The organism is Selenomonas ruminantium subsp. ruminantium ATCC 12561, from assembly GCF_000424065.1.
Taxonomy (GTDB): domain Bacteria; phylum Bacillota; class Negativicutes; order Selenomonadales; family Selenomonadaceae; genus Selenomonas_A; species Selenomonas_A ruminantium.
This window is the reverse complement of the sequence record NZ_AUJE01000005.1, coordinates 78917-99396: the sequence shown is the minus strand read 5'-3', so window position 1 is coordinate 99396 and position 20480 is coordinate 78917. Positions and strand designations below refer to the sequence as shown.

The following is a 20480-nucleotide window of genomic DNA, read 5'->3' as shown; positions in this document are numbered from 1 at the left end:
TATAATTATATAGTAAAGTATGATTTTAGTCAATTTTGTGATAATTTGGATATAACATATTTTAACTTTTTCTGCCAGATAGATATCGCCCCCTAATTATTTGTAGTATAAATTTGCGTAGCTTCCTATGCCATGTTCCGAGCCAAAATCTGTTTTTCTTTACAGGCATGCATTTTCCGCAGGACTGTAATTTAAGCAAAAATATTGTCCGCACCAAACGTTGTTGCTCCACAACGGTGCGGACAGTTGTTATCTGCAGCATATCCAGCTGTCAATCATTCTGCTATACCAGACTTGTAATAGCGATTCGTAAGCATATATACGCTCTGCCTGTTATTATCCCACATCGAGCCGCAAATTATTCAGCCGTGCCCGGATTTCCTGCCAGTCCGGCATAAACTTTGCCACATGGCCATAAAATCTCGCATTATGATGTTTCTCCAGCAGATGAGTCAGCTCATGGAGTATTACATATTCCAAACACACAGGCGGTTTCTGCGCCAGTTGGACATTGAGCCAGATTCTTTTGGCTGTGATATTGCAGGTGCCCCAGCGGGTTTTCATATATTTGGTACGCCATTCGTTGGACTTCAGGCCTGTAATCGCCTCCCATTTGGGCAGCAGCACTTTGGCTTTCTTAATCAGCTCCGCCCGATAGACTTCCCGCATAAACTTCTCCCGCCAGTCCACGTCGGACTTTTTCGGCAGGTACAACAAGATTTTATCGCCCATGATTTTATAGGCGGGCTTCTGCGACTCGATAACCACAAGGCGATAAGATTCACCCCATAGATAGAGCGTTTCCCCTGACACATACTGCCGCTTAGACGCACGAGGCTGCTCCTGAAACTTCTTTATCTGCCGCCGAACCCACGGAAGATTGGTGCGGGCAAATAGTTCAATAGCTTTATTCGGCACACGCAAAGGTGCAGAAATAACCACCCTGCCACAGGGTGGTTTGACATAGAGGTGCATATTCTTGATTTTCTTCTTCTGTACTTCAATGGCAACTTCGGCCACCTGCATCTGCATCAATAAAACCTCACTACAGCCAATTACAAAAATTTTTCCAGCTGCAACTATCTTCCCTTTTCATCCAAAATCTTCTGGTCGAGTATCGGCCCGTATTTTGGCCGCCACCACGAGATGGCTCTTATGGCGTTGATATAATCCTGCATGGCCTGGTCGTCAATAACTGCTGCTTCGCCGCCCGCAATGGCCTCTGGCACCAGTGGCACAGTATCGGCCTTGCCGATGGCTGTGCGGGTAATCCAGAAGCCATAGTTAACGCCCTTCGTACTGGTAGTCGTCAGGCTCTGCCCCAGTGCCATATAGCTTGTGCCTTTAGGCGCTGTAAGCTCCATCAGCGTAGGGAATATATCAATCTGACTGCCCGCACTGTCGGCCAGCAGCGTGCCCTTATGGATATTTTTCCCCGTCACGATAAAGGGAATGCCGTAACGGGCATACATATCCGGCTGTTTTTCGATATTGTAGCGGTCGCCATGGTCCCCCACGATGACAAACAGGCTGTCGGGATATTTGGCCTTGACCTCCCGCACGAATTTGACCAGTTCCCGCTGGGCATACCAATAATGACCGAGTTCCCGCAGGAGTTCTTCGTCCTGCTGATAGGCCGCAGGCAGTGCCGCCCGCACTTTTTCCTTATCAAAGCCCTTCGCTTCCACATCCACATCATAGGGTGAATGATTCGATGCATTGAGGATAATATTGAAGCTCGGCGCATCTGTTAAACGCTCCATGATATTGGCATAGAGGCATTCATCTTCACAGCCCCAGACACTCCCCGGCACATCACCGAAATCACCACGGCTGTAGAAATGCTGGAAGCCCTGCGCCTGCGTAAAGGCACCAATGCGCTCCCAGGTAGCCGGCCCGGCATAGAAAAAGTTGGTTTCATAGCCCAATTTTGCCATCTGCGGTGCACTGGCTGTCGGATAGGGTGCGGCAAAGGACTCGGGCATAGTGGTCAGATAGAGGTTGGCATCGGCTACACCTGCCACCGAGCCGGTCACAGCCGATACGGTGCTGGCACCATTGGGCAGAAAGGTCGGACAGTAATCCGAATCCTCGGCCATCACCAGCCCGCGCAAATCTTCAGCAATGGGAATATCCTTGTACTTATCCAACAGCGGCCAGTTCGCCAGACTTTCGGAGAGAATCACAAAGACATGACGGGGCGGCTGTTCCGTTCCCTGTACCACATTTCTTTGCAAATAAACATCGAGATTATTCGTATCGGCAGGCTTGCCACTTAAATTGGCGGCCAGCTGCTGGATATCCTCCATGGTGAAATCCAGCCCATTACAGGCCAACATGCGGCTGTTGAGGTTATAGGCCCGGTAGATGGCCTGCGGGTTATCGAGGATTGCCTCATTTAAGAACTCATCCTTGGTCACGCCCGCATTTTCCCAGTCCACCGCCGTCTGCCAGCCCAGACTGCCGCCAAAGATGCCCAACAGCACCGCAATATACACGAGATAGAGGAAAGCGGCACGCACGACCATCTTTCCCCACAGGGGCCAATGGGCAATGGGCAATAAGGGCATTTGCCAAGCCAGCAGCCTGCGCAAGAGCTGCCAAAGTACAAAGGTCAAGAGCATTGCCCCGGCAAAGCGGGCCGGCAGGGCATACTGATCAACCATAGTCCAGAACAGGGCGCCCCAATCCTCATTCATTCCCGTAAAAATCATCTGATTGAAATTCATACGATAAATGCGGTAATAGGGAAAGCTGGCCATATAAAGCACAGACAGCACCATAAGCAGCAGGCCGTTTATCCCCAGCCATAGATAGTTTTCGATTTTTGGCAGGAGATAATGCGCCGTAAAGGCGGGCACAAAGCTAATGAGCGTCAACGCACCTGCCGTCTGCATACTCAGACGGCTGCCACGCCAAAGCGCCAAAGCAATATCGCTGCCGGAGGTCTGCGGCCCCCAATAGTCATTAAGCCACAGAATAAAAAAGAGCCGGAAAAGGGAAAGGACTGCCAGGTAAAAAGCATATACCTTCAGTCCTTTTACAATAACCCTATGAAAATTTTCCCAGCTAAATCTTGATGGGAAATTTATACTCATGGCAGAATGATTTCCACCCCATAAGAATCAGCAGCTTCCTGAATGTCCTGAGCCGGCAGCGTATCGGTAATCAGGCCGGACAGGGTGTCCAGCGTAGTGTAGTTGTAGTTGCCATCTGTGCTGAGCTTGCGAGCTTCAGCTACTACATAAGCCTTCTTGCTGTGACGGATAATGGCGGCCTTATTGATGCCGTCATCAATATCGTAAGTGGAAACACTGTTTTCCTTAACGTCAACGCCTACGGCACCGACAAAAGCGATATCCGGTTTCAGGCGGGAAATGAAGTCCAGCGTCATGCCGCCCCAGAAACCATCACGGCTCTTGTTGATTTTACCGCCGGCAAAGACCACGCGGATTTTCGGATTGCGGGCCAGCACCACGAGAATGTCAATCATGTTGGTCACAACCGTGATATCCTGGTCCATCTTGACCAGGAGTTCCGCAATAGCCAGGTTGCTCGTAGAGATATCGAGGAATACCATATCGCGCTCATGTATAAGTTTTACAGCTGCCTGAGCAATACGCTGTTTAGCTTCCACATCCGTATTACGATGCTTGCTGACTTCGAGCATATGGCTGTTTTCACGAATGCGTACAGCGCCACCATAGGTGCGTTTGAGTTTTCCCTTTTTCTCCAAAGCACCCAAATCCTTGCGGATACAGTCTTCAGTCACCTTGAATTTCTCACTGAGGTCGCGGACACGCACCTTGCCATCGCGAGCAAGCATGCTCAGAATAATCTCCTGACGTTCTTCCAAAAACATCTGCAATTCACTCCCATTGATTTTTTCCTTACAATAAACTAGGGGAAGCCGTAAGGTATTGTTTGTTATTATTGTTGTACAATTAGTTTACTAGATTTGCGATAAATTATCAAGTCATTTTTCTGGGAAATTTATCCGACAGGCAGCCGGCATCTGCCAGCCTTTCGGTTATGCTCTTGCCAGCAATACCTGTCAACCACTCCAATTTGCCTGCCTTTTGTGAAAGCAACGCCTTCACTTCCACTTCTAGAATATCCAACACTTGGTCAACTGCGCGGAAAACCCGGCCACGTTCTTCGGGCAGCACGTTGTTCGTGTAAAAAGCGAGTCTCCCCGTGCAGCTATCCTCCCCCTTGGTCAAGCCAAAGAAAGCTCTCTGCCTGGCGGCGCTAAAATTACCAAATGCGGCGAGTTGTCCCAATGTATCGGCTAATAGTTCATCCAAGGCGTGATTCTTCATCCCCCCCAAAATGCGTAAGGTTTCATAGTGAGCGCATTCATGAGCCAGGCGCAGATGGTGGGAACGTTCCAGCCATTCTTCCTCCGGGCAGCCTGCTGCGGCAGCAGAAACATTGCTGTAGGGTGCACGGTTCAGCAACAGGACACGATGACGATATAGCGAAGAAGCCTTCGTCTGCAGCGTGAAGGCATTTACGGATGCCAAAAGGTTCCTGACCTCTTTTCTCCCATTCAACAGTGCTTCCATCTGACGAAAATCCCGGTGAGAAGCAGTATCTATGACCGGCAGCTTCCCCCCTAACGTCTGTACAAAGGATATCAGCAGAGCAGATTCATGCTCCCAGTCAAAAGCCAATGCGGGCAGTACCAGTTCAGCCGTCAGAAAGTCCAAAACTTCTCTTCCTGCTGCCTCTCGCCAACTGCCAACAAATTTCTCATCTGGCATGGGCATAAACGGAATAAGCGCAGGTATAGCATAAGCATGGGCGAGGTATTCCTCAGCCGTCAACAATCGCTTATCTCGAAACATATTGCCTTTCTCCCTTCAACCAGTCACCCGGCTTTCCTTAATGTGCTTCCGCGCCTTGTCCATCAAAGCCAAGCTGCGGTTTAAGAGCATATCATATACAGGTTCACTGCCCATATACTCTGCTACCAAAAAAGCAGTCATCGAAACCAACATCAACGACAGTAAATGCTGAAAAGAGCCGGTCATCTCCATGATGAGGATTGCCCCCGTAACCGGCGATTTCACCACTGCCGAAAAATAGGCCGCCATGCCAAAGACAATGCAGTTCACCGTCCATTGCGGTGCCAAAAGATTTGCTGCTACAGCCAGCTGGGCAAACAGCGCCCCACCCACAGCGCCCAATACCAGCATGGGCAAAAATATGCCGCCAGGCACACCGGAACCAAAACACAGCATGGTAAAGAAAAATTTTCCCGCCAAGAGCAGGAGCAAAAAGCCAATCGCATATTGATGTTCTACCAAAGCATCCACGAGCGGGCTGCCACCGCCCAAGATTTCCGGCAGGAAAAAGCCGATAACACCTGCGGCAAAAAGCGGCACCAAAGGCTTTTGCCACGGTTTTAAGGGCGATTTGGCATAGGTATCCAACGAAATCACAAGCATCTTGTTAAAGCCCAGACCCAAAGATCCCACAAAAGCCCCCAGTAGAATCAGTACTATATAGACATTGCCCGCCATCACCACGGGAATCTCGCCCATATGAAACACTGGCTCCATGCCAAAGAAAAACTGTGTCACCGTCGTTGCCGTAACCGTGGCTGCAATAGAGCCCATCAACACATAGGGCGAAAAATTCTTCGTCAGCTCCTCCAGACAAAAAATCGCACCCGCCAACGGCGCATTAAAGGCAGCAGCCAAGCCTGCTCCTGCGCCAGCCGTAAGCAGATAATGATTTTCCTCGTAGCTCCTATGGGTCAAACGGCCTACGCCCTGTCCCAGGCAAGCACCGAGCTGGACGCTGGGGCCTTCACGTCCTAGGGAAAGCCCTGCACCAATGCCCATTACCGCACCGGTAAATTTTAGCAGCAGCACGCGCGCCCACTGCATATCCATCCGGCCCATCAGAATTCCCTTGATTTGCGGGATACCCGAACCGGAAATCATGCCATCGGCCTTGAGCATACGATGCAGGATAAACCCAATCACCACCAGCACAGCAAACCAGCCGGGAATATAGGCCGGATTTGCCTGCAAGTATTGATACAAACGCGGGAGATTTTCCTCGGATAGTTCGAGCAGATAACGAAACAGGGCAATGGTGAGCCCCGTAAAGATGCCGATAATATTACCTTCAATAAAAAGCCGCAGTTTCAGCCGTTTAGGGTCGGTGAGTATTTGTAAAAAATGTTCCAATCGTTCCTGCATCTATCTTCTCCTCTAAAATGAAAACAAGCCCTCCCCGAAGGGAAGGCTTGCAAATTTGCTTATTCAGCAGTGAACGGCAGCAATGCGATATTGCGAGCACGTTTGATGGCAACAGTCACCTGGCGCTGATGCTTAGCGCAGTTGCCGGAGATACGACGGGGCAGGATCTTGCCGCGCTCCGTAATGAAGCGACGGAGTTTTGCCACGTCTTTATAGTCGATATGTTCGACCTTGTCTACGCAGAACGAGCAGACCTTTCTACGAGGTCTTCTGCTTCTGTCACGTCTCATCAAAGTAATTCCCTCCTAACTTAAAACGGGATTTCTTCGTCAGGGATGGACGGGCCAAAACCATCAACAGGTGCAGACTGCGGTGCTGCCGGTGCCGGAGCACCAAAACCGCCAGCCTGAGGAGCAGACCCCTTGGAATCCAAGAACTCTACTTCACTTGCTACGATTTCCGTCACATAACGCTTCGTACCATCTTGTGCATCGTAGTTTCTTACCTGAATGCGGCCTTCCACAGAAATCCGACGGCCCTTCACCAAGTTGTTGCCGCAAACTTCAGCCAGCTTGCTCCATACAACAATGGGAATAAAATCCGCCGTGGGCTGACCATCGTTAGCATCTCTACGGGCAAAACGTCTATCGACAGCCAACGTAAAGGTACATACTGCAGTGCCGGACTGCGTGTAACGCACTTCCGGGTCACGGGTCAGACGGCCTATCAGTATTGCCTTATTCATGATACATCCTCCCTGACGCCAAAAATTGGCGTACTTCTAATTACTCTTCGTCGTTTTTCACGATCATATGCTTGAGGATACCGTCCGTAATCTTCATTACACGGTCGCACTCAGCTACGCATGCGGGTTCGCAGGTAACGTAGAGCAGTTCATAGAAACCCTCAGTGCAGTCTTTGATCTCATAAGCAAGACGCTTCTTGCCCCAACGATCTTCTTTATCGATAGTACCGCCGTTTTCGGTGATGAGCTTAGTGAACTTGCTGATAACAGCGTTCGTAGCTTCTTCTTCCATCGGTTTCACGATAAAAATGACTTCGTACTTTCTCACGAAATCACCTCCCTCTCTGGTCTTTGGCTCCTGCTCGCACAGGAGCAGAGGTTGAAATGTTATTTCAACTCAAAACAAAACTTATTTGTCTCACGACTAGGAAATTATACCATTTCCCGGTGACGTTTGCAAGAGATTTTTTTCTTCTTCTGTAAAAGACGGAGGGGAGGGGCGGGGATGACTTTCTTCCACTTAGACAGGCTTGTCAAACGTTCCAGAAAGTCATCCCCGCCCCTCCCCTCCTCACTACCAGCCGAAACTTAACACTGCGATGTAACACTCAGAACTGTGTAAATCATAAGAGCAAATAGTCAAGGAATTGCAGGAAAACCACATCAGCACACCGAAAATACCATGATGAATATTATTCTAATAATGTCTGATATACGCCATACAAAGCGTGAAAAACGGAGGAAGATTCAACATGGATAGGGAAAAAATAACCAAGGCAATGACTGCCATTGAAAAATGCACCGCTAAACCAGAGGCTTCGATTGCATTTACAGTAAAGGATGTTCGCATAATGCGAGACCGTATCATGGAATCTGCAGCTGAAGATGCTCATCGTAAAGCAAACGTACTTTGCAAAGCATCTGGTGTAAAATTAGGTAAGCTCCTGCACATAGAGTATTCTTGGAGTAAGGTGGAATTCGATTATATAGATATACCAGTATGGATGGGAAAAGGCGAACAAGAATCACCAGCCCAAATACAGCCAGATAATGTAGAAGAGGAAGATACTGTTGATTTCATTTGGGAAATTATCTAATGGAGATATGCGAGGATTATGAATCAGAAAAAAATCGATGTATCTTTTGATTTCACTATGGATTCTCCAGGCTACTGGGATGGCTTTTGGTCACGGAATGAGGGACTAGGAGCAGGAGCTTGCGACCCTGACGCTTGCAGCCCCACCTTGCAAAGATACCATCAACTGCTATGGAGCAAGATTTTACCTAATGGTGAGTCGTTTGAGCTGTCTAGGTGTTCTGGATTAAATTATCTTAGTTGGCGTAATCTATATTTCGGCAGTGATTCTATCTTGGCTAGTTTTCGATACAGAGACAATAGAAAGACCATTGAAGCTGTTATAAAACATTTACCTGACTACAAAGCATTCATGGAGGATTTTCTACATAAGGCATATACTATTGGCGGCACAATAATTTTCCCAAAACATCGCAACAGTATGAATCAACGCCGAGGTACTGACAAAAGGATTCGTGACAGATGGGATTTGACTATGGAATGTATCAGACGATACTACAACGGCGAATCCAGCCCACTCACGGATGTTATGGAATATGACCGTGATTTCTTTGCATTATTCAATGACTTCAAAGGCTATGTGGACTTTTTCTACTTGCAGGACTGTGTTACGGAAGATTACAAGAATATACGCTTTTGGCTAGGGGACGGTAGTTTTACAGGTCAAACATTACCGCAGACTGTTGAAGAATATCTGAAATATATTGATGCGGAGATGGATTTCTTGGAAAAACGTAACTCCAGAATAAAAGCAGCTATATCCTAAATTATGCTTTTTCGTAGAATTATCCCCAAAAAGTTGGAAGGCTTTAACTTCATGGCGGCAGGGCAGGTAGCTGTCTGCAGCGAAGCGTTTGGCCTTTGGCGTTAAGAAAATCTTTTTTGCCCACCACAACAAAAACGCAAAGTACTTTTGTCTGAACGAAGTGAGTTTAAGTACTTTGCGTTTTATAAAAGGCAAAAAAGATTTTTAGCCCAAGGTCATAGCACAGCGCAGACAGTCACCTGCCCTGCCGCCACGCCACCTTATTTACTTTTTGAAAAGATTCTTGATGTTATCCAGGAAGCTCTTCTGCTCCGGATTCACCTTATCTCCGCTGATTTCGCCGAACTCTTTAAGGAGTTCTTTCTGCCGCTGGTTGAGGTTCTGCGGCGTGAGCACCTTGATGACCACATGCTCGTCACCACGCCCATTGCCACGCAGATGCGGAATACCGCGTTCACGCAGGCGCAGAATCTTGCCCGACTGCGTGCCAGCCGGAATCTTGATTTCCACGGGGCCGTCAATGGTCGGCACCTGTACTTTGTCGCCCAGTGCGGCCTGCACGAAGGATACCGGCACTTCTACAATCACATCATAGCCTTCACGACGGAAAATCCGGTGCGGCTTGATGAAGATGTAAACGTAGAGGTCGCCATTGCCACCGCCACGAACACCGGCCTCACCGCCGCCGCTTACGCGCACGCGGGAGCCATTGTCCACACCTTTCGGGATATTGACCTTGATTTTCCGCGTAACCTTCTTGCGGCCCGTGCCATTACAGCTCGAGCAGGGATTCTTGACAATCTTGCCTGTGCCATGACAGCGGCCACAGGTGGTCTGATTGACCATGCGGCCAAACGGCGTATTGGCCACGGTCTGACGGGTACCCGTACCATGACAATCCGGGCAGGTTTCCGGACTGGTGCCAGGTTGTGCACCCGTGCCATGGCAGTGGTCACACTGTTCCGTGCGGGGAACATTCAGCTCAGCTTCTTTACCAAAAGCCGCTTCCTCAAAGGTGATTTCCAAATCATAACGCAGGTCGCTGCCGCGTTCCGGGCCGGGACGGCCGCTGGAACGGCGTCCACCGCCGCCGAAGAACATATCGAAGATATCCCCGAAACCTTCAGCACCGCCGCCAAAGCCGCCAAAACCGCCGCCAAAGCCGCCAAAGCCGCCGGCTCCGCCGCCCATACCATTCTGGAAAGCTTCATGGCCGTACTGGTCATAGGCCGCCCTTTTCTGCGGGTCTTTGAGGACATCATATGCCTCATTGACCTCCTTCATTTTTTCTTCCGCTTCCTTGGGATTGTCAGGATTACGGTCGGGATGATATTTGAGGGCCATTTTATTTCTTGCTTTTTTGAGTTCTTTATCCGTAGCGTTTCTATCAACGCCCAGCACCTCATAATAATCGCGTTTTTCGCTCACGTTGCACCATCCTTAAAAACTATTGGGAGCCATGCGGCTCCCAATAATCCATCAAAAACCTCTAATTATTTCTTGTCGTCTTTGACTTCCGTATATTCGGCATCAACTACATCATCGTCAGCCTTAGCCTGCTGCTGAGCACCCGCACCTGCATCTGCGCCCGGTGCTCCTTGTGCGCCAGCGGCCTGAGCCTGCTGGTATGCTGCAGCGCTCATTTCGTAGAGCGGCTTCTGCAGTTCTTCCGTAGCCTTCTTGATGGCCTCCGTATCGCCACCCTTGAGGGCTTCTTTGAGTTTGTCAATACCAGCCTGAACATTAGCAGCCTGCGTCTTGTCCGCTTTGTCGCCGAGGTCTTTCAGGGTCTTTTCAGCCTGATATGCAAGGCTTTCGCCCTGGTTCTTAACCTCAACGGCTTCTTTCTGCTTCTTATCTTCAGCTGCATGAGCTTCGGCTTCCTTAACCATACGGTCAATATCTTCCTTGCTCATACCGCTGTCGGACTGAATCGTAATCTTCTGTTCCTTGCCCGTGCCGAGGTCCTTAGCGGATACATGCACAATACCATTGGCATCGATATCGAAGGAAACTTCAATCTTAGGAACCCCACGCGGTGCAGGAGGAATATCGGAGAGTTCGAAACGGCCCAGCGTCTTGTTGCCGGCAGCCATTTCGCGTTCACCCTGCAGAACATGGATATCAACGGACGGCTGGTTATCCGCAGCCGTGGAGAATACCTGGCTCTTGTGCGTCGGAATCGTCGTGTTGCGCTCGATGATCTTCGTGCAGACACCGCCGAGGGTTTCGATACCCAGAGACAGCGGCGTAACGTCGAGGAGCAGTACGTCCTTGACTTCGCCGACCAGTACGCCACCCTGAATAGCCGCACCAACGGATACGCATTCATCCGGGTTAACGCCCTTGGACGGTTCTTTGGCCAGGAACTGACGGATAGCTTCCTGAACAGCCGGGATACGGGAAGAACCACCGACGAGGATAACCTTGTTGATATCGCTGCCGGTAAGGTCAGCATCAGCCATAGCCTTGCGGGTCGGTTCCATCGTGCGTTCTACGAGGTCACGGGTCAGTTCATCGAACTTAGCGCGGGACAGCGTGAGGTCGAGGTGTTTCGGGCCCGTAGCATCAGCCGTGATGAACGGCAGGTTGATGTTCGTCTGGGTCATGCTGGAAAGCTCAATCTTAGCTTTTTCAGCAGCTTCCTTCAAACGCTGAGCAGCCATCTTGTCCTGGGACAGGTCAATGCTGTTTTCCTTCTTGAATTCTTCAACCATCCAGTCCATAATCTTCTGGTCGAAATCGTCACCGCCGAGGTGAGTATCACCGCTGGTGGCGAGAACCTCAAATGCACCACTGGAGAGTTCAAGGATGGACACATCGAACGTACCACCGCCGAGGTCGAATACGAGAACCGTTTCGTCTTCGTCCTTGTCGAGACCATAAGCCAAAGCAGCTGCCGTCGGTTCGTTGATGATACGCAGAACTTCAAGACCAGCAATCTTACCAGCATCTTTGGTAGCCTGACGCTGACTGTCGTTGAAGTAAGCCGGAACCGTGATTACAGCCTGGCTGACGGTTTCACCGAGGTATGCCTCTGCATCAGCTTTGAGCTTCTGCAGAACCATAGCGGAGATTTCCTGCGGGGTGTAATCCTTGCCATCAATGCTGACCTTGTAGTCATTTTCGCCCATGTGCCGTTTGATGGAAGCAATCGTGCGGTCCGGGTTGGACACAGCCTGACGCTTAGCCAGCTGACCAACGAGGCGCTGGCCGTCCTTCGTGAAACCAACAACGGACGGGGTGATACGGCTGCCTTCCGGGTTCGTGATAACGGTCGGTTCGCCGCCTTCCATAACGGATACAACGGAGTTCGTCGTACCTAAGTCAATACCAATAACTTTTGACATGATATATCCTCCTAAAAAACTTCATTAACGAATCAATTAGCAACTACCTGCACCATGCTCGGACGGATTACACGGCCTTTGACCATGTATCCCTTCTGCAGTTCCTGGGCGATGTCATCATCTTCCATATCTGCATTCTGCACGCGCATGACGGCCTGATGGAAGTTCGGGTCAAATTTCTGACCTTCCACTTCGATATGCTCCAGACCATTTTTCTTGAGGATTTCCGTGAACTGCGTGAAAATCATTTCCACGCCCTTCTGGAAAGCCTCGCCGTCTTTGGCTTCAGCGGCCATAGCGCGCTCGAAGTTATCCAAAAGCGGCAGCATATCTTTGAGCATTCCCTGGGTAACCACTGCGGAGAGTTCTTCCTTTTCCTTGCTCGTACGGCGGCGGAAGTTTTCAAAATCCGCCTGCAGGCGCAGGACACGGTCTTCCTTCTCCTTGAGCTCTGCCGTCAGTTTTTCAATCTGGGCAGCAGCTTCGTCCTGAGAATCCTTGTTTTCTGCTTCAGTTTCTGCGCTTTCGCTGGCGGCTTCTGCCTCATCGGCTTCATCAGAATCAGCAGCGTTGATTTCCTGCTGCATTTCCTCCAGCTTTTGCTCATCCTTCTTTTTTAATTCATCTTTCATGAATGATGGCAATTCATTCACCTCTTTCCAAGGTAATTATTTTTCGCTTTGTTACCAGCAACTACCAGTGAAAGCGTTTGATAACGTTGGTTAAATTGTTGTTCATGTACTCCAAGAGGCTCATAGCCTTGGCGTACTCCATACGGGTCGGCCCGAGCACCGCAATCGTACCGAGCAGCTCACCATCCAAATGATAGGTCGCTGTGATGATGCTGCTGTCCTTGAAGTGGCTGTCCTCATTTTCCTGACCGATGGTGACTTCCAGGCCATCACCGATATGGGCTCTGAGGATATCCTTCATGAGTTCTTCTTCTTCAAGGGTCATGAGCATGTGCTTGACCTTTTCCACATCATGGTATTCGGGCTGTTCGAGCATCTTGGTCGTACCGCCCAAGTACAGGCGTTCCTGCTTGCCGCTGTCCAGTGCCCGCTGAATGATGGAGAGCGCTGAATCGTACAATCCCTCATCGCGGATTTCGTCCCGAATTTGCGCCAAGGCATGATGCTCGATGGATTTTAAGGTATGTCCGGCTAAGTTCTCATTAATCACCGCCGCCATGCGCTGAAAATCCTCAAATTCTGCGCCGTCAGGCATTTCCAGAATTTTGTTTTCGATAAATCCCGCATCGGTCATCAATACCGTAATCACGCGGCGGGCATCCAGCGGCAGGAACTGCAGGCAGCGGAACTGTGCCTGTGTCATCTGCGGCGCCAGCACCAGCGAAACATTCTTCGTTATCGCCGAGATAAGGCGCGCCGTTTCCTCGAAAACCTGGTCAATGCGCTGCACCCTGGATTTGTACCAGCGGTCAATCAGCGCCTTTTCTTCATCACTGACGGGCTTGGGCGGGATAAGGCCGTCCACATAGAACCGATAGCCCTTCGAAGATGGCACCCGCCCGGAGGAAGTGTGCAAATGCTGCAAATACCCAAGCATTTCCAAATCCGCCATCTCATTGCGAATGGTGGCCGGACTGACGCCCAAATCGTGCTTGCGGGCAAGAGCCCGTGAACCGACCGGTTCTGCCGATTCGATATAATCGTCGATAACGGCCTTCAGCACCCGCTGTTTACGCTCGTCCAGCTCATACAGCTTTTCCGGCATTTGCTCCCTCCTTTCGACTCTGTTAGCACTCTAAAAAGATGAGTGCTAAATTTAAGTCTATAAGAATGATACCGCGAATAAAACAAAAAGTCAAGAGATAATAAATCAAAAAGTCAAAAATCCTGTTCGAACTTCACCAAGGAAGAATCCTTGCCGATAATGAAGATATCATCTTCTGCAGTAAAGCGATAATCCGGCGAAGGCGTAACCATGATATCGCTGCCATGACGAATGGCGATGATGGTGACATTGTACTTTCCGCGTAAATTCGCTTCAATAATGCTCTTGCCCACCAGCCACTTTGGCGGGGCCGTATTGATAATCTTAATGCTTCCCGCCAAATCGATATAATCCACCGCATTGGGCGAAACCAGATGCATCACCGTGCGCCGTGCCATATCCCGCTCGGAAAAGATAATCTTCGTGGCTCCGAGCCTGCGCGCCATTTCCGCATGACGTTCATCAATCGCCTTGACAACAATTTCGGGAACCTTCCGCTCCTTGCAGAGCATGGTCGCCATCAGACTTGCTTCCAGATTCTTCGCGGCGATGATTACGGTATCAAAACTACCAATGCCCACCTGGTCCAATGCCCGGGCATCGCGCATATCAAAGCTTACCACCTGCGATAAGGATTCCGCCAAAGCGGCGACAACACTCGTGTCCATATCCACGCCCAGCACTTCATAGCCCATTTCTTCCAGCGTTTGGGCTGCGCTGATGCCAAAACGCCCCAGTCCCAAAACCGCAAATTGTCGTTTACCTGCCATATCTATCCCTTCTTATCCAATCATAATATCTTCTTCCGGGTGCTTGATGGTGGATTGCTTCTGCCGGATAAAGGACAGCAGGAAGGTCATAATCCCCACCCTGCCCAGCAGCATAGTCAGCGCCAAAAGCCCCTTGCCCCAGTCATTCCAGCTAAGGGTTATGCCAATTCCCATACCGACTGTGCCAAAAGCCGACACCGTTTCAAAAATCACTTCTTCGAGGTCATGCACCTCGCCGTCAATCACGGAAAGCAGTATCCCCATCGCCACCACCCAAATGGTGCCAATGGTAAAGATGGCAAATGCCTGATCCCGCAACTCCTTGCTGATGGCCCGGCCAAAGACCGTTAGTTCACTCTCCCCACGAAAGACCGCCCATACCGACCGCATGATGACGAAAAAGGTCGTTCCCTTGATACCGCCGCCAGTGGATAAAGGCGATGCGCCAATAAACATCAAAATAATCATCACCAGCTGGGTTATCTGCGTAGACTGCGCCAAATCAAAGGTATTAAAGCCCGCCGTCCGGCAGGAAACCGACATAAAGGCCGAATGCGCCAGCTGTTGCCCCAGCGGCATTTCCCCAATGGTATGGCTGTTTCCCGTTTCAATGCCCCAGATAAGCAGCGTGCCGCCTAAGATTAGCAGCACATTGCTGACCAGGACGATTTTCGTATGCAGGGAAAATTTCCGCCAGCCACCGGCGTGCAACACATCATACATCACGGTAAAGCCAATCCCGCCCAGGATAATGGGCAGCCCAATCCCCGCCATAAGGAAAAAATCATCCGGGCGCCGACAAAGGCTGTCATAATTGCCGAACAGGTCAAAGCCCGCATTGCAAAAAGCCGACACCGCATGAAAAATCCCGTAGCCCAGAGCATCGAAACCAAACTCCGGGTAAAAGTGCCAGGTGAGCAGCAAGGCAAAAAAGCCCTCCACGGCCAAGGTATAGATAATCATGCGGCGAATCAGACCAAACAGCCCAGCACGTCCGCTTTGGTTTAAGGACTCCTGCAGAATAATGCTCTGTTTCAAGCGAAAACGGTAGCCCATTGCATGTGCCGCCATCGTGGCAAAGGTCATAATCCCGAGTCCTCCCACCTGAATCAGCATGAGCAGCACACACTTGCCAAAAAAACTCAAATCATTCTTCACATCCACAACCGTAAGCCCCGTAACGCAGGAGGCCGATGTGGATACGAAAAGCGCATCCATGACTGGCAGCCCCTCGCCGCTCGTGGTGCTGGCCGGCAGCATAAGCAGCAAAGTTCCCAGAGCAATCATCAGCACAAAACTGAGTAAAATGGTCTGCGTCGGCTTTAGGCGAAATTTTTGTTGGGCCTTTACGTTTGTGACCTTGTGTAGAAAATCTTCTTCTCCATTATCTTTTATCAACATAGCCTCACTCCCTTGTGAGTGACATTTCGGTTATAACATGCGTTAGCGGCAGGAACGACTATCAGGATAGCTATCCTGAACGGTTCCCGCCGCCATAATCATGCCTTATTCCGTTACGACAATCGCTTCGATTTCACAAAGTGCCCCTGCCGGCAAATCCTTCACCGCCACACAGCTGCGAGCCGGTTTGCTGATGAAATGCTTGGCATAGACTTCATTAAATGCCTTGAAATCGGCAATCTCAGCCAAGAAACAGGTCGTCTTGACCACCTTGCTCATATCTGTGCCTGCTTCTTTCAATACCGCTTCGATATTCCTGCAGCACTGCTCTGCCTGCTCCTCAATCGTCGTTGCGACAATCTTGCCCTCGGCAGGATTGATGGCAATCTGTCCGGAAAGGTAAAGTGTATTTCCGGCCTTGATTGCCTGACTGTACGGCCCCACAGCAGCGGGGGCATTATTGGTATGAATGACCTGCATGATGATTCCTCCCTAAAATAACTAGCGTGTATTTCACACAGTATTTATTTTACCGCATCATGCCGCCTGTTACAAGTTTACAAAGCACATCAGCCCCTCGTCAGCCTCCAATCTGCCTGTTTTTTACCATAACTTCTGCAAGGTCAAAGCACAGGAAATGTCTTTATCATGACTGCCCCGCAGAAAACCAGCATCCCCCGCCAATATCCAGTTAGGCGCAAATTCTGCCTCGCCGCTTAACGTTAGTTGGAAGTGCGTCTTATCCTGATTGTTGCGCAGAGCATAGCTTCCGCCATCATAACCTTCGTAACGGAAGTTAAGTTCCGGGTTTGCCCCAGCAAAAGCGTGTCTTACGCCCAAACGTATACCGTAATTGCCCTTGCTCAGATAGCGCTTGAACTCCACGCCGCAGGTTCCGGCAAAATAGGTATTGTCCTTGCCATCTACCCGCTGATTGAAAATCCCTGCACCCTTTTCCCGATAAGCGCTCTGCTGCATATAAGACAGCTGGAAGCCAACATAAGGACTTACATGCCAAACTCTGCCGCTTTTGCTCTGCAAATCGTATTTATACTCACCACCCAGCTCGATGATATGGCTGTTATAATCTGCACTAGCATTCAGGCCCAAAGCCGGAATCCCCCGGCGCAATTTGTTACGCACAATACCATAGTCCAAATAGACATAAGCATCCCGCGCATCCTTATGATAACCACCGTAGAGTCCCACGCGGGTATCATAGGTATTTCCCCCGCTATTATCAGCGCCTAAACTTACGGCATTGTAGCTGACAAATACACCGCCACGGAAATTTTTGCCGAAAGCCCGGTCATAGCCGCCGGATATAGCGCTGCCATGATAGCTGGCTCCGCCCCGCAAATCGCCCCAGTTCTTGGTGAACTTCACCCAGGCGTTGTTATCCTGGGCAATGGGCAGCTGCGTGGTCAAACGGAGTTCGGCCTCGTCCCCCTGCTCGCTATCCGTCAGCTTACTGGCCGGGATAGCAAGCTGTACAGGCTGCATGGAAAAAGCCGTGCTGAGCCGGTCGGAAATCACCCGGCTGGAAACGGTGCTCTGTTGGGCCAGTGCGGCCATCTGCGGTGCTCCGCTGCTGCCGATGGCCGACAAAGCCCCCTTAGCCTTCTCAGCCTCCAGACCGTAACGGGGACGGAGCTGGCTGAGGCGCTCATCCCCTGTCAGATTCTGCCGCATGGACTCCAAGGCCCCATAGGTCTTCCGCTGTACTGCATCAACTTTCCCCAGGTTATTGGCCGCCTGGGAAGTAACCTTTATTTCCTTGCCCACCACGCTGGCCGTGATATCGGCAAGACCCGTCTTATAGGGCATACCCGTGACATTCTTGGGACTGCCCTGAATGCTGCCGTTTTTTACGGCCAGAACGCTGAAATTTTCATTGGGAAGGATATTGTCAGCCAGCAGGGTAGACCCGTCAATATCAGCCGTGCCGGAAACCCTGATTTGACCATCAGAGCCTCCTGCCATGCCCCTCAGTGTACCATCCGACTTCAGCTCCCCATCGATTTCCACACAGCCATTGGGCGAGGAAATCCCCAGTGTACCATGATTGATTACTTTCCCCGTGGCATCATCACGGAAATCGGAGGCTATATTGGTCATTTTGTTTACCGTGTAATTGCCATCCAACAACACGGCATCCTTGTCCACCATCACACTTACCACGTTGGCCTTTCCGCCATAGCGCAATGTGCCTGCCGTGACATGCAGCTTCATATTGTCTTTGCCGGCGATATTACCATTATAGTCATGCTCCCCGCTGAAATTGAGACTGGTAACCAGGTCGGGGATGTATTTATTATAGTCATATTTCTTCCCCTTATACTGCAATTGCAGCGCTTCTCCTTTTGCTTCTTCTTCAACGACAGCAAAAGCATCATAGCTGCCGTCCGTAGCAAAGTGCTTCCAGTCCGAAGTGATGTTGCCCTTGATTTTGGCTCCAGCCTGCACATTGATATTTTTTACCAGGGCATTTTTGCCGATATAGATGGCATTCTCCCCGCCCTGCAAGGTGCCGGACAGGTCATAGCTATCCACCATGGCCCCCTGCAGTTCATCTGCCGTGGAATTATATTGGAATTTATTCATCTCCGTGAGGGGCAAATTTTCTGCACTGGAAATCTTACCTGTAGTTGGGTCTACCTCACGCTTATAGCGGATATAGGAGCCACGATACTCGTCCCCGGCACCATTGGTGCTGGAGCCGAAGTCAAAGCGAATGCCCGTGCCCCCCTGCCCATTGGCTGTAACCGTACCGCTCTGCTTCACCTTCTGCCCCCGGCCATAAGCAATGAGCACACCGTTGCCCCGCAGACCGTCGGCATGAATCTCGGTGCTCGCGGGAATGCTCAAGGTATTTTCAATGCCGTCCACACGGATGCCTGTGGCTCCGGTACCCTGCGTCAAAATATTGGCACTTTGTGTGACGGTATTCTTCGAGCCATAGATATGCAGGCCGATGCCCAAAGGCACATTGCTGTAGCCACCCGTATAGGCCGTTCCCGCTGCATTGCGCGCCGAATAACCATGGGTGTTGTTAATAACACCGCCATCGCCATAAACGGAATAGCCGAAGTAAGCCTTGCGGTCCAAATCATAACCCAAATCCTGCATAACCGCCAACTCAGCTTCCATAAAAGAAGTGTAATTGCTATAGGCGCGATGGCTCATCATGCCCGAGGTCTGCAAGTGGGAGCCCTCAAAGCTATAGAACAAAACAGATTCCCAGGCATTCACCGGCAGGCCGGACACACCATTGAAGGTGGCACCATCCAACACTTCCGTGACTTGGTCGCCCACAAAATAAGCATAACCTTTTTTGCCGCTGAGATTGGGGTTTTCGGCACCATTGTCAACGATAAATAAATCGTTTTCCGTCAATCCCGGAATGGCCGCCATGGTCTCCCTAATACCGGCAGTTGTGGAAATCACCATCCCCGGTCTGGCCGCTTTGCCATTCTGGTCAATCAGGTGCATATTCCATTCGTTGCGGTCTTTTACACGGTCATCAAAGCGGGATATGAATTCAAGATTGGTTGTGTACATGGGGTTATTAAGCGTGATGCTCCATGTCTTTGTCTTACTATCGAATGTCTGGAACTTGCCCATGAGCCCCAAGGCATGTCCCAATTCATGGCGGATAGTCCCCACAAAATCCGCAGCCTGCTCATTGGCTGGCAGCACCGTATCCGTATCCCCCCACCATCCGGCATTGGCACCATCGCGATTGGCTCCTGCATGCTGGCCAACTGTCACCCTGCTGAATACATACAGGCCATCATCAGCATTAAAGAGCTTTTTGTCGAACTCTTTGACATCTGCCCTGATTATCTTTCCCTGAAGCCCCTGCACCATGTAATTTTCCACAGCTACATCGGGGTCCATTCCCTTCTTATGCAACAGCGAAATCGGTATTGCCCCTGCATTTGGTTCAGCATCCGTAGTAAGCACAATCTGAAGAGGCTGGTCAGTTTTCACATAAGGGCCCAACAGGTCTGCCCAGTAAGCCGTACCGGATTTCACCGCCGCTTTCATCAACGGGCTTAATGTATATTTCGCCGGGCCTGCAACGCTCTCATTGCCTATCTTAATGAACGTATCCCCTTGATTCAGAATAATAAATTCCGCAAATTTCTTCCCATCATGGTAAACATAATCCGTGGTATAGGCTCCTGCCCAGGATGGCACCCCCAAACAGGCCAAAGTAACAGCAACAATCAGTTGTATGTTTTTCTTCCTATTCATCATGCCTAACACTCCCTCCCTGTAATTTAATCTATCTTCTACACCTTCTCTATCAATTCCTGCCCACTTATACACGTCCTTGACTTCAGCTATAACCTTCCCACTACGGAGCGCTTTAGGTACTTTCATCCATTAGAATA

The 20480-nt window shown here is 50.2% G+C and carries 18 protein-coding genes; 2 read left to right on the top strand and 16 right to left on the bottom strand.

The window, feature by feature from the left end; genetic code table 11:
* Positions 1 to 336: 336 nt before the first annotated feature.
* From G598_RS0103925 to rpsF, 8 genes are all read right to left on the bottom strand, one after another.
* Positions 337 to 1032, bottom strand: coding sequence for a M48 family metallopeptidase (locus G598_RS0103925; RefSeq protein ID WP_026765831.1), 696 nt, complete (start codon positions 1030 to 1032; stop codon positions 337 to 339).
* Positions 1033 to 1079: 47 nt separating this feature from the next.
* Positions 1080 to 3098 carry an LTA synthase family protein gene (locus G598_RS0103920; protein WP_026765830.1) on the bottom strand — a complete coding sequence of 673 codons (2019 nt, stop codon included), beginning with the start codon at positions 3096 to 3098 and terminating at the stop codon, positions 1080 to 1082.
* Positions 3095 to 3862: a DeoR/GlpR family DNA-binding transcription regulator gene (locus G598_RS0103915; RefSeq protein WP_026765829.1), complete on the bottom strand. Its 768-nt coding sequence runs from the start codon at positions 3860 to 3862 to the stop codon at positions 3095 to 3097. Before G598_RS0103915 ends, G598_RS0103920 begins: the two co-directional genes overlap by 4 nt.
* Positions 3863 to 3971: 109 nt before the next feature.
* Positions 3972 to 4850, bottom strand: coding sequence for a DUF7005 family protein (locus G598_RS0103910; protein WP_026765828.1), 879 nt, complete (start codon positions 4848 to 4850; stop codon positions 3972 to 3974).
* 15 nt (positions 4851 to 4865) lie between these two features.
* Positions 4866 to 6215 carry a ClC family H(+)/Cl(-) exchange transporter gene (locus G598_RS17000; protein ID WP_037363152.1) on the bottom strand — a complete coding sequence of 450 codons (1350 nt, stop codon included), beginning with the start codon at positions 6213 to 6215 and terminating at the stop codon, positions 4866 to 4868.
* Positions 6216 to 6274: 59 nt separating this feature from the next.
* Positions 6275 to 6505, bottom strand: coding sequence for a 30S ribosomal protein S18 (gene rpsR / locus G598_RS0103900; protein ID WP_197019434.1), 231 nt, complete (start codon positions 6503 to 6505; stop codon positions 6275 to 6277).
* Between the two features lie 20 nt (positions 6506 to 6525).
* Positions 6526 to 6960 carry a single-stranded DNA-binding protein gene (locus G598_RS0103895; RefSeq protein ID WP_026765827.1) on the bottom strand — a complete coding sequence of 145 codons (435 nt, stop codon included), beginning with the start codon at positions 6958 to 6960 and terminating at the stop codon, positions 6526 to 6528.
* Between the two features lie 40 nt (positions 6961 to 7000).
* Complete coding sequence (rpsF, locus tag G598_RS0103890; protein ID WP_026765826.1) at positions 7001 to 7288, bottom strand: 30S ribosomal protein S6; 288 nt, start codon at positions 7286 to 7288, stop codon at positions 7001 to 7003.
* 424 nt (positions 7289 to 7712) lie between these two features.
* On the opposite strand from rpsF, the gene G598_RS16995 reads away from it, so the two are divergent.
* Together G598_RS16995 and G598_RS0103880 are read left to right on the top strand one after the other, a co-directional pair.
* Positions 7713 to 8057: an SIMPL domain-containing protein gene (locus tag G598_RS16995; RefSeq protein ID WP_051179911.1), complete on the top strand. Its 345-nt coding sequence runs from the start codon at positions 7713 to 7715 to the stop codon at positions 8055 to 8057.
* An 18-nt stretch (positions 8058 to 8075) separates the two neighbouring features.
* Positions 8076 to 8822: a DUF6994 family protein gene (locus G598_RS0103880; protein WP_026765825.1), complete on the top strand. Its 747-nt coding sequence runs from the start codon at positions 8076 to 8078 to the stop codon at positions 8820 to 8822.
* Positions 8823 to 9086: 264 nt separating this feature from the next.
* On the opposite strand, the gene dnaJ is transcribed toward G598_RS0103880, so the two are convergent.
* From dnaJ to G598_RS0103840, 8 genes are all read right to left on the bottom strand, one after another.
* On the bottom strand, positions 9087 to 10250 hold the full coding sequence (dnaJ, locus tag G598_RS0103875) for a molecular chaperone DnaJ (RefSeq protein ID WP_026765824.1): 1164 nt from the start codon (positions 10248 to 10250) through the stop codon (positions 9087 to 9089).
* A gap of 65 nt (positions 10251 to 10315) precedes the next feature.
* Positions 10316 to 12172: a molecular chaperone DnaK gene (dnaK, locus tag G598_RS0103870; protein WP_026765823.1), complete on the bottom strand. Its 1857-nt coding sequence runs from the start codon at positions 12170 to 12172 to the stop codon at positions 10316 to 10318.
* 32 nt (positions 12173 to 12204) lie between these two features.
* Positions 12205 to 12804: a nucleotide exchange factor GrpE gene (gene grpE / locus G598_RS0103865; RefSeq protein ID WP_026765822.1), complete on the bottom strand. Its 600-nt coding sequence runs from the start codon at positions 12802 to 12804 to the stop codon at positions 12205 to 12207.
* A gap of 61 nt (positions 12805 to 12865) precedes the next feature.
* Positions 12866 to 13909, bottom strand: a complete 1044-nt coding sequence (hrcA, locus tag G598_RS0103860) for a heat-inducible transcriptional repressor HrcA (RefSeq protein WP_026765821.1) — start codon at positions 13907 to 13909, stop codon at positions 12866 to 12868.
* 113 nt (positions 13910 to 14022) lie between these two features.
* Positions 14023 to 14679, bottom strand: coding sequence for a potassium channel family protein (locus G598_RS0103855; protein ID WP_026765820.1), 657 nt, complete (start codon positions 14677 to 14679; stop codon positions 14023 to 14025).
* 12 nt (positions 14680 to 14691) lie between these two features.
* A complete protein-coding gene (locus G598_RS0103850) occupies positions 14692 to 16080 on the bottom strand; it encodes a TrkH family potassium uptake protein (RefSeq protein WP_026765819.1) in 1389 nt (462 codons plus the stop codon).
* Between the two features lie 105 nt (positions 16081 to 16185).
* Positions 16186 to 16560, bottom strand: coding sequence for a RidA family protein (locus G598_RS0103845; RefSeq protein ID WP_026765818.1), 375 nt, complete (start codon positions 16558 to 16560; stop codon positions 16186 to 16188).
* A 123-nt stretch (positions 16561 to 16683) separates the two neighbouring features.
* Positions 16684 to 20469: an autotransporter outer membrane beta-barrel domain-containing protein gene (locus tag G598_RS0103840; RefSeq protein ID WP_245582747.1), complete on the bottom strand. Its 3786-nt coding sequence runs from the start codon at positions 20467 to 20469 to the stop codon at positions 16684 to 16686.
* Positions 20470 to 20480: the final 11 nt, after the last annotated feature.

Excerpts from the sequence above, each read along its gene's own strand:
- G598_RS0103910 (WP_026765828.1), bottom strand. The coding sequence starts at position 4,850 with ATGTTTCGAGATAAGCGATTGTTGACGGCTGAGGAATACCTCGCCCAT.
- G598_RS0103895 (WP_026765827.1), bottom strand. The coding sequence starts at position 6,960 with ATGAATAAGGCAATACTGATAGGCCGTCTGACCCGTGACCCGGAAGTG.
- G598_RS0103920 (WP_026765830.1), bottom strand. The coding sequence starts at position 3,098 with ATGAGTATAAATTTCCCATCAAGATTTAGCTGGGAAAATTTTCATAGG.
- G598_RS17000 (WP_037363152.1), bottom strand. The coding sequence starts at position 6,215 with ATGCAGGAACGATTGGAACATTTTTTACAAATACTCACCGACCCTAAA.
- hrcA (WP_026765821.1), bottom strand. The coding sequence starts at position 13,909 with ATGCCGGAAAAGCTGTATGAGCTGGACGAGCGTAAACAGCGGGTGCTG.
- G598_RS0103840 (WP_245582747.1), bottom strand. The coding sequence starts at position 20,469 with ATGAAAGTACCTAAAGCGCTCCGTAGTGGGAAGGTTATAGCTGAAGTC.
- G598_RS0103850 (WP_026765819.1), bottom strand. The coding sequence starts at position 16,080 with ATGTTGATAAAAGATAATGGAGAAGAAGATTTTCTACACAAGGTCACA.
- G598_RS0103915 (WP_026765829.1), bottom strand. The coding sequence starts at position 3,862 with ATGTTTTTGGAAGAACGTCAGGAGATTATTCTGAGCATGCTTGCTCGC.
- grpE (WP_026765822.1), bottom strand. The coding sequence starts at position 12,804 with ATGAAAGATGAATTAAAAAAGAAGGATGAGCAAAAGCTGGAGGAAATG.
- dnaK (WP_026765823.1), bottom strand. The coding sequence starts at position 12,172 with ATGTCAAAAGTTATTGGTATTGACTTAGGTACGACGAACTCCGTTGTA.
- G598_RS0103845 (WP_026765818.1), bottom strand. The coding sequence starts at position 16,560 with ATGCAGGTCATTCATACCAATAATGCCCCCGCTGCTGTGGGGCCGTAC.
- G598_RS0103925 (WP_026765831.1), bottom strand. The coding sequence starts at position 1,032 with ATGCAGATGCAGGTGGCCGAAGTTGCCATTGAAGTACAGAAGAAGAAA.
- G598_RS0103880 (WP_026765825.1), top strand. The coding sequence starts at position 8,076 with ATGAATCAGAAAAAAATCGATGTATCTTTTGATTTCACTATGGATTCT.
- G598_RS0103855 (WP_026765820.1), bottom strand. The coding sequence starts at position 14,679 with ATGGCAGGTAAACGACAATTTGCGGTTTTGGGACTGGGGCGTTTTGGC.
- G598_RS16995 (WP_051179911.1), top strand. The coding sequence starts at position 7,713 with ATGGATAGGGAAAAAATAACCAAGGCAATGACTGCCATTGAAAAATGC.
- rpsR (WP_197019434.1), bottom strand. The coding sequence starts at position 6,505 with ATGAGACGTGACAGAAGCAGAAGACCTCGTAGAAAGGTCTGCTCGTTC.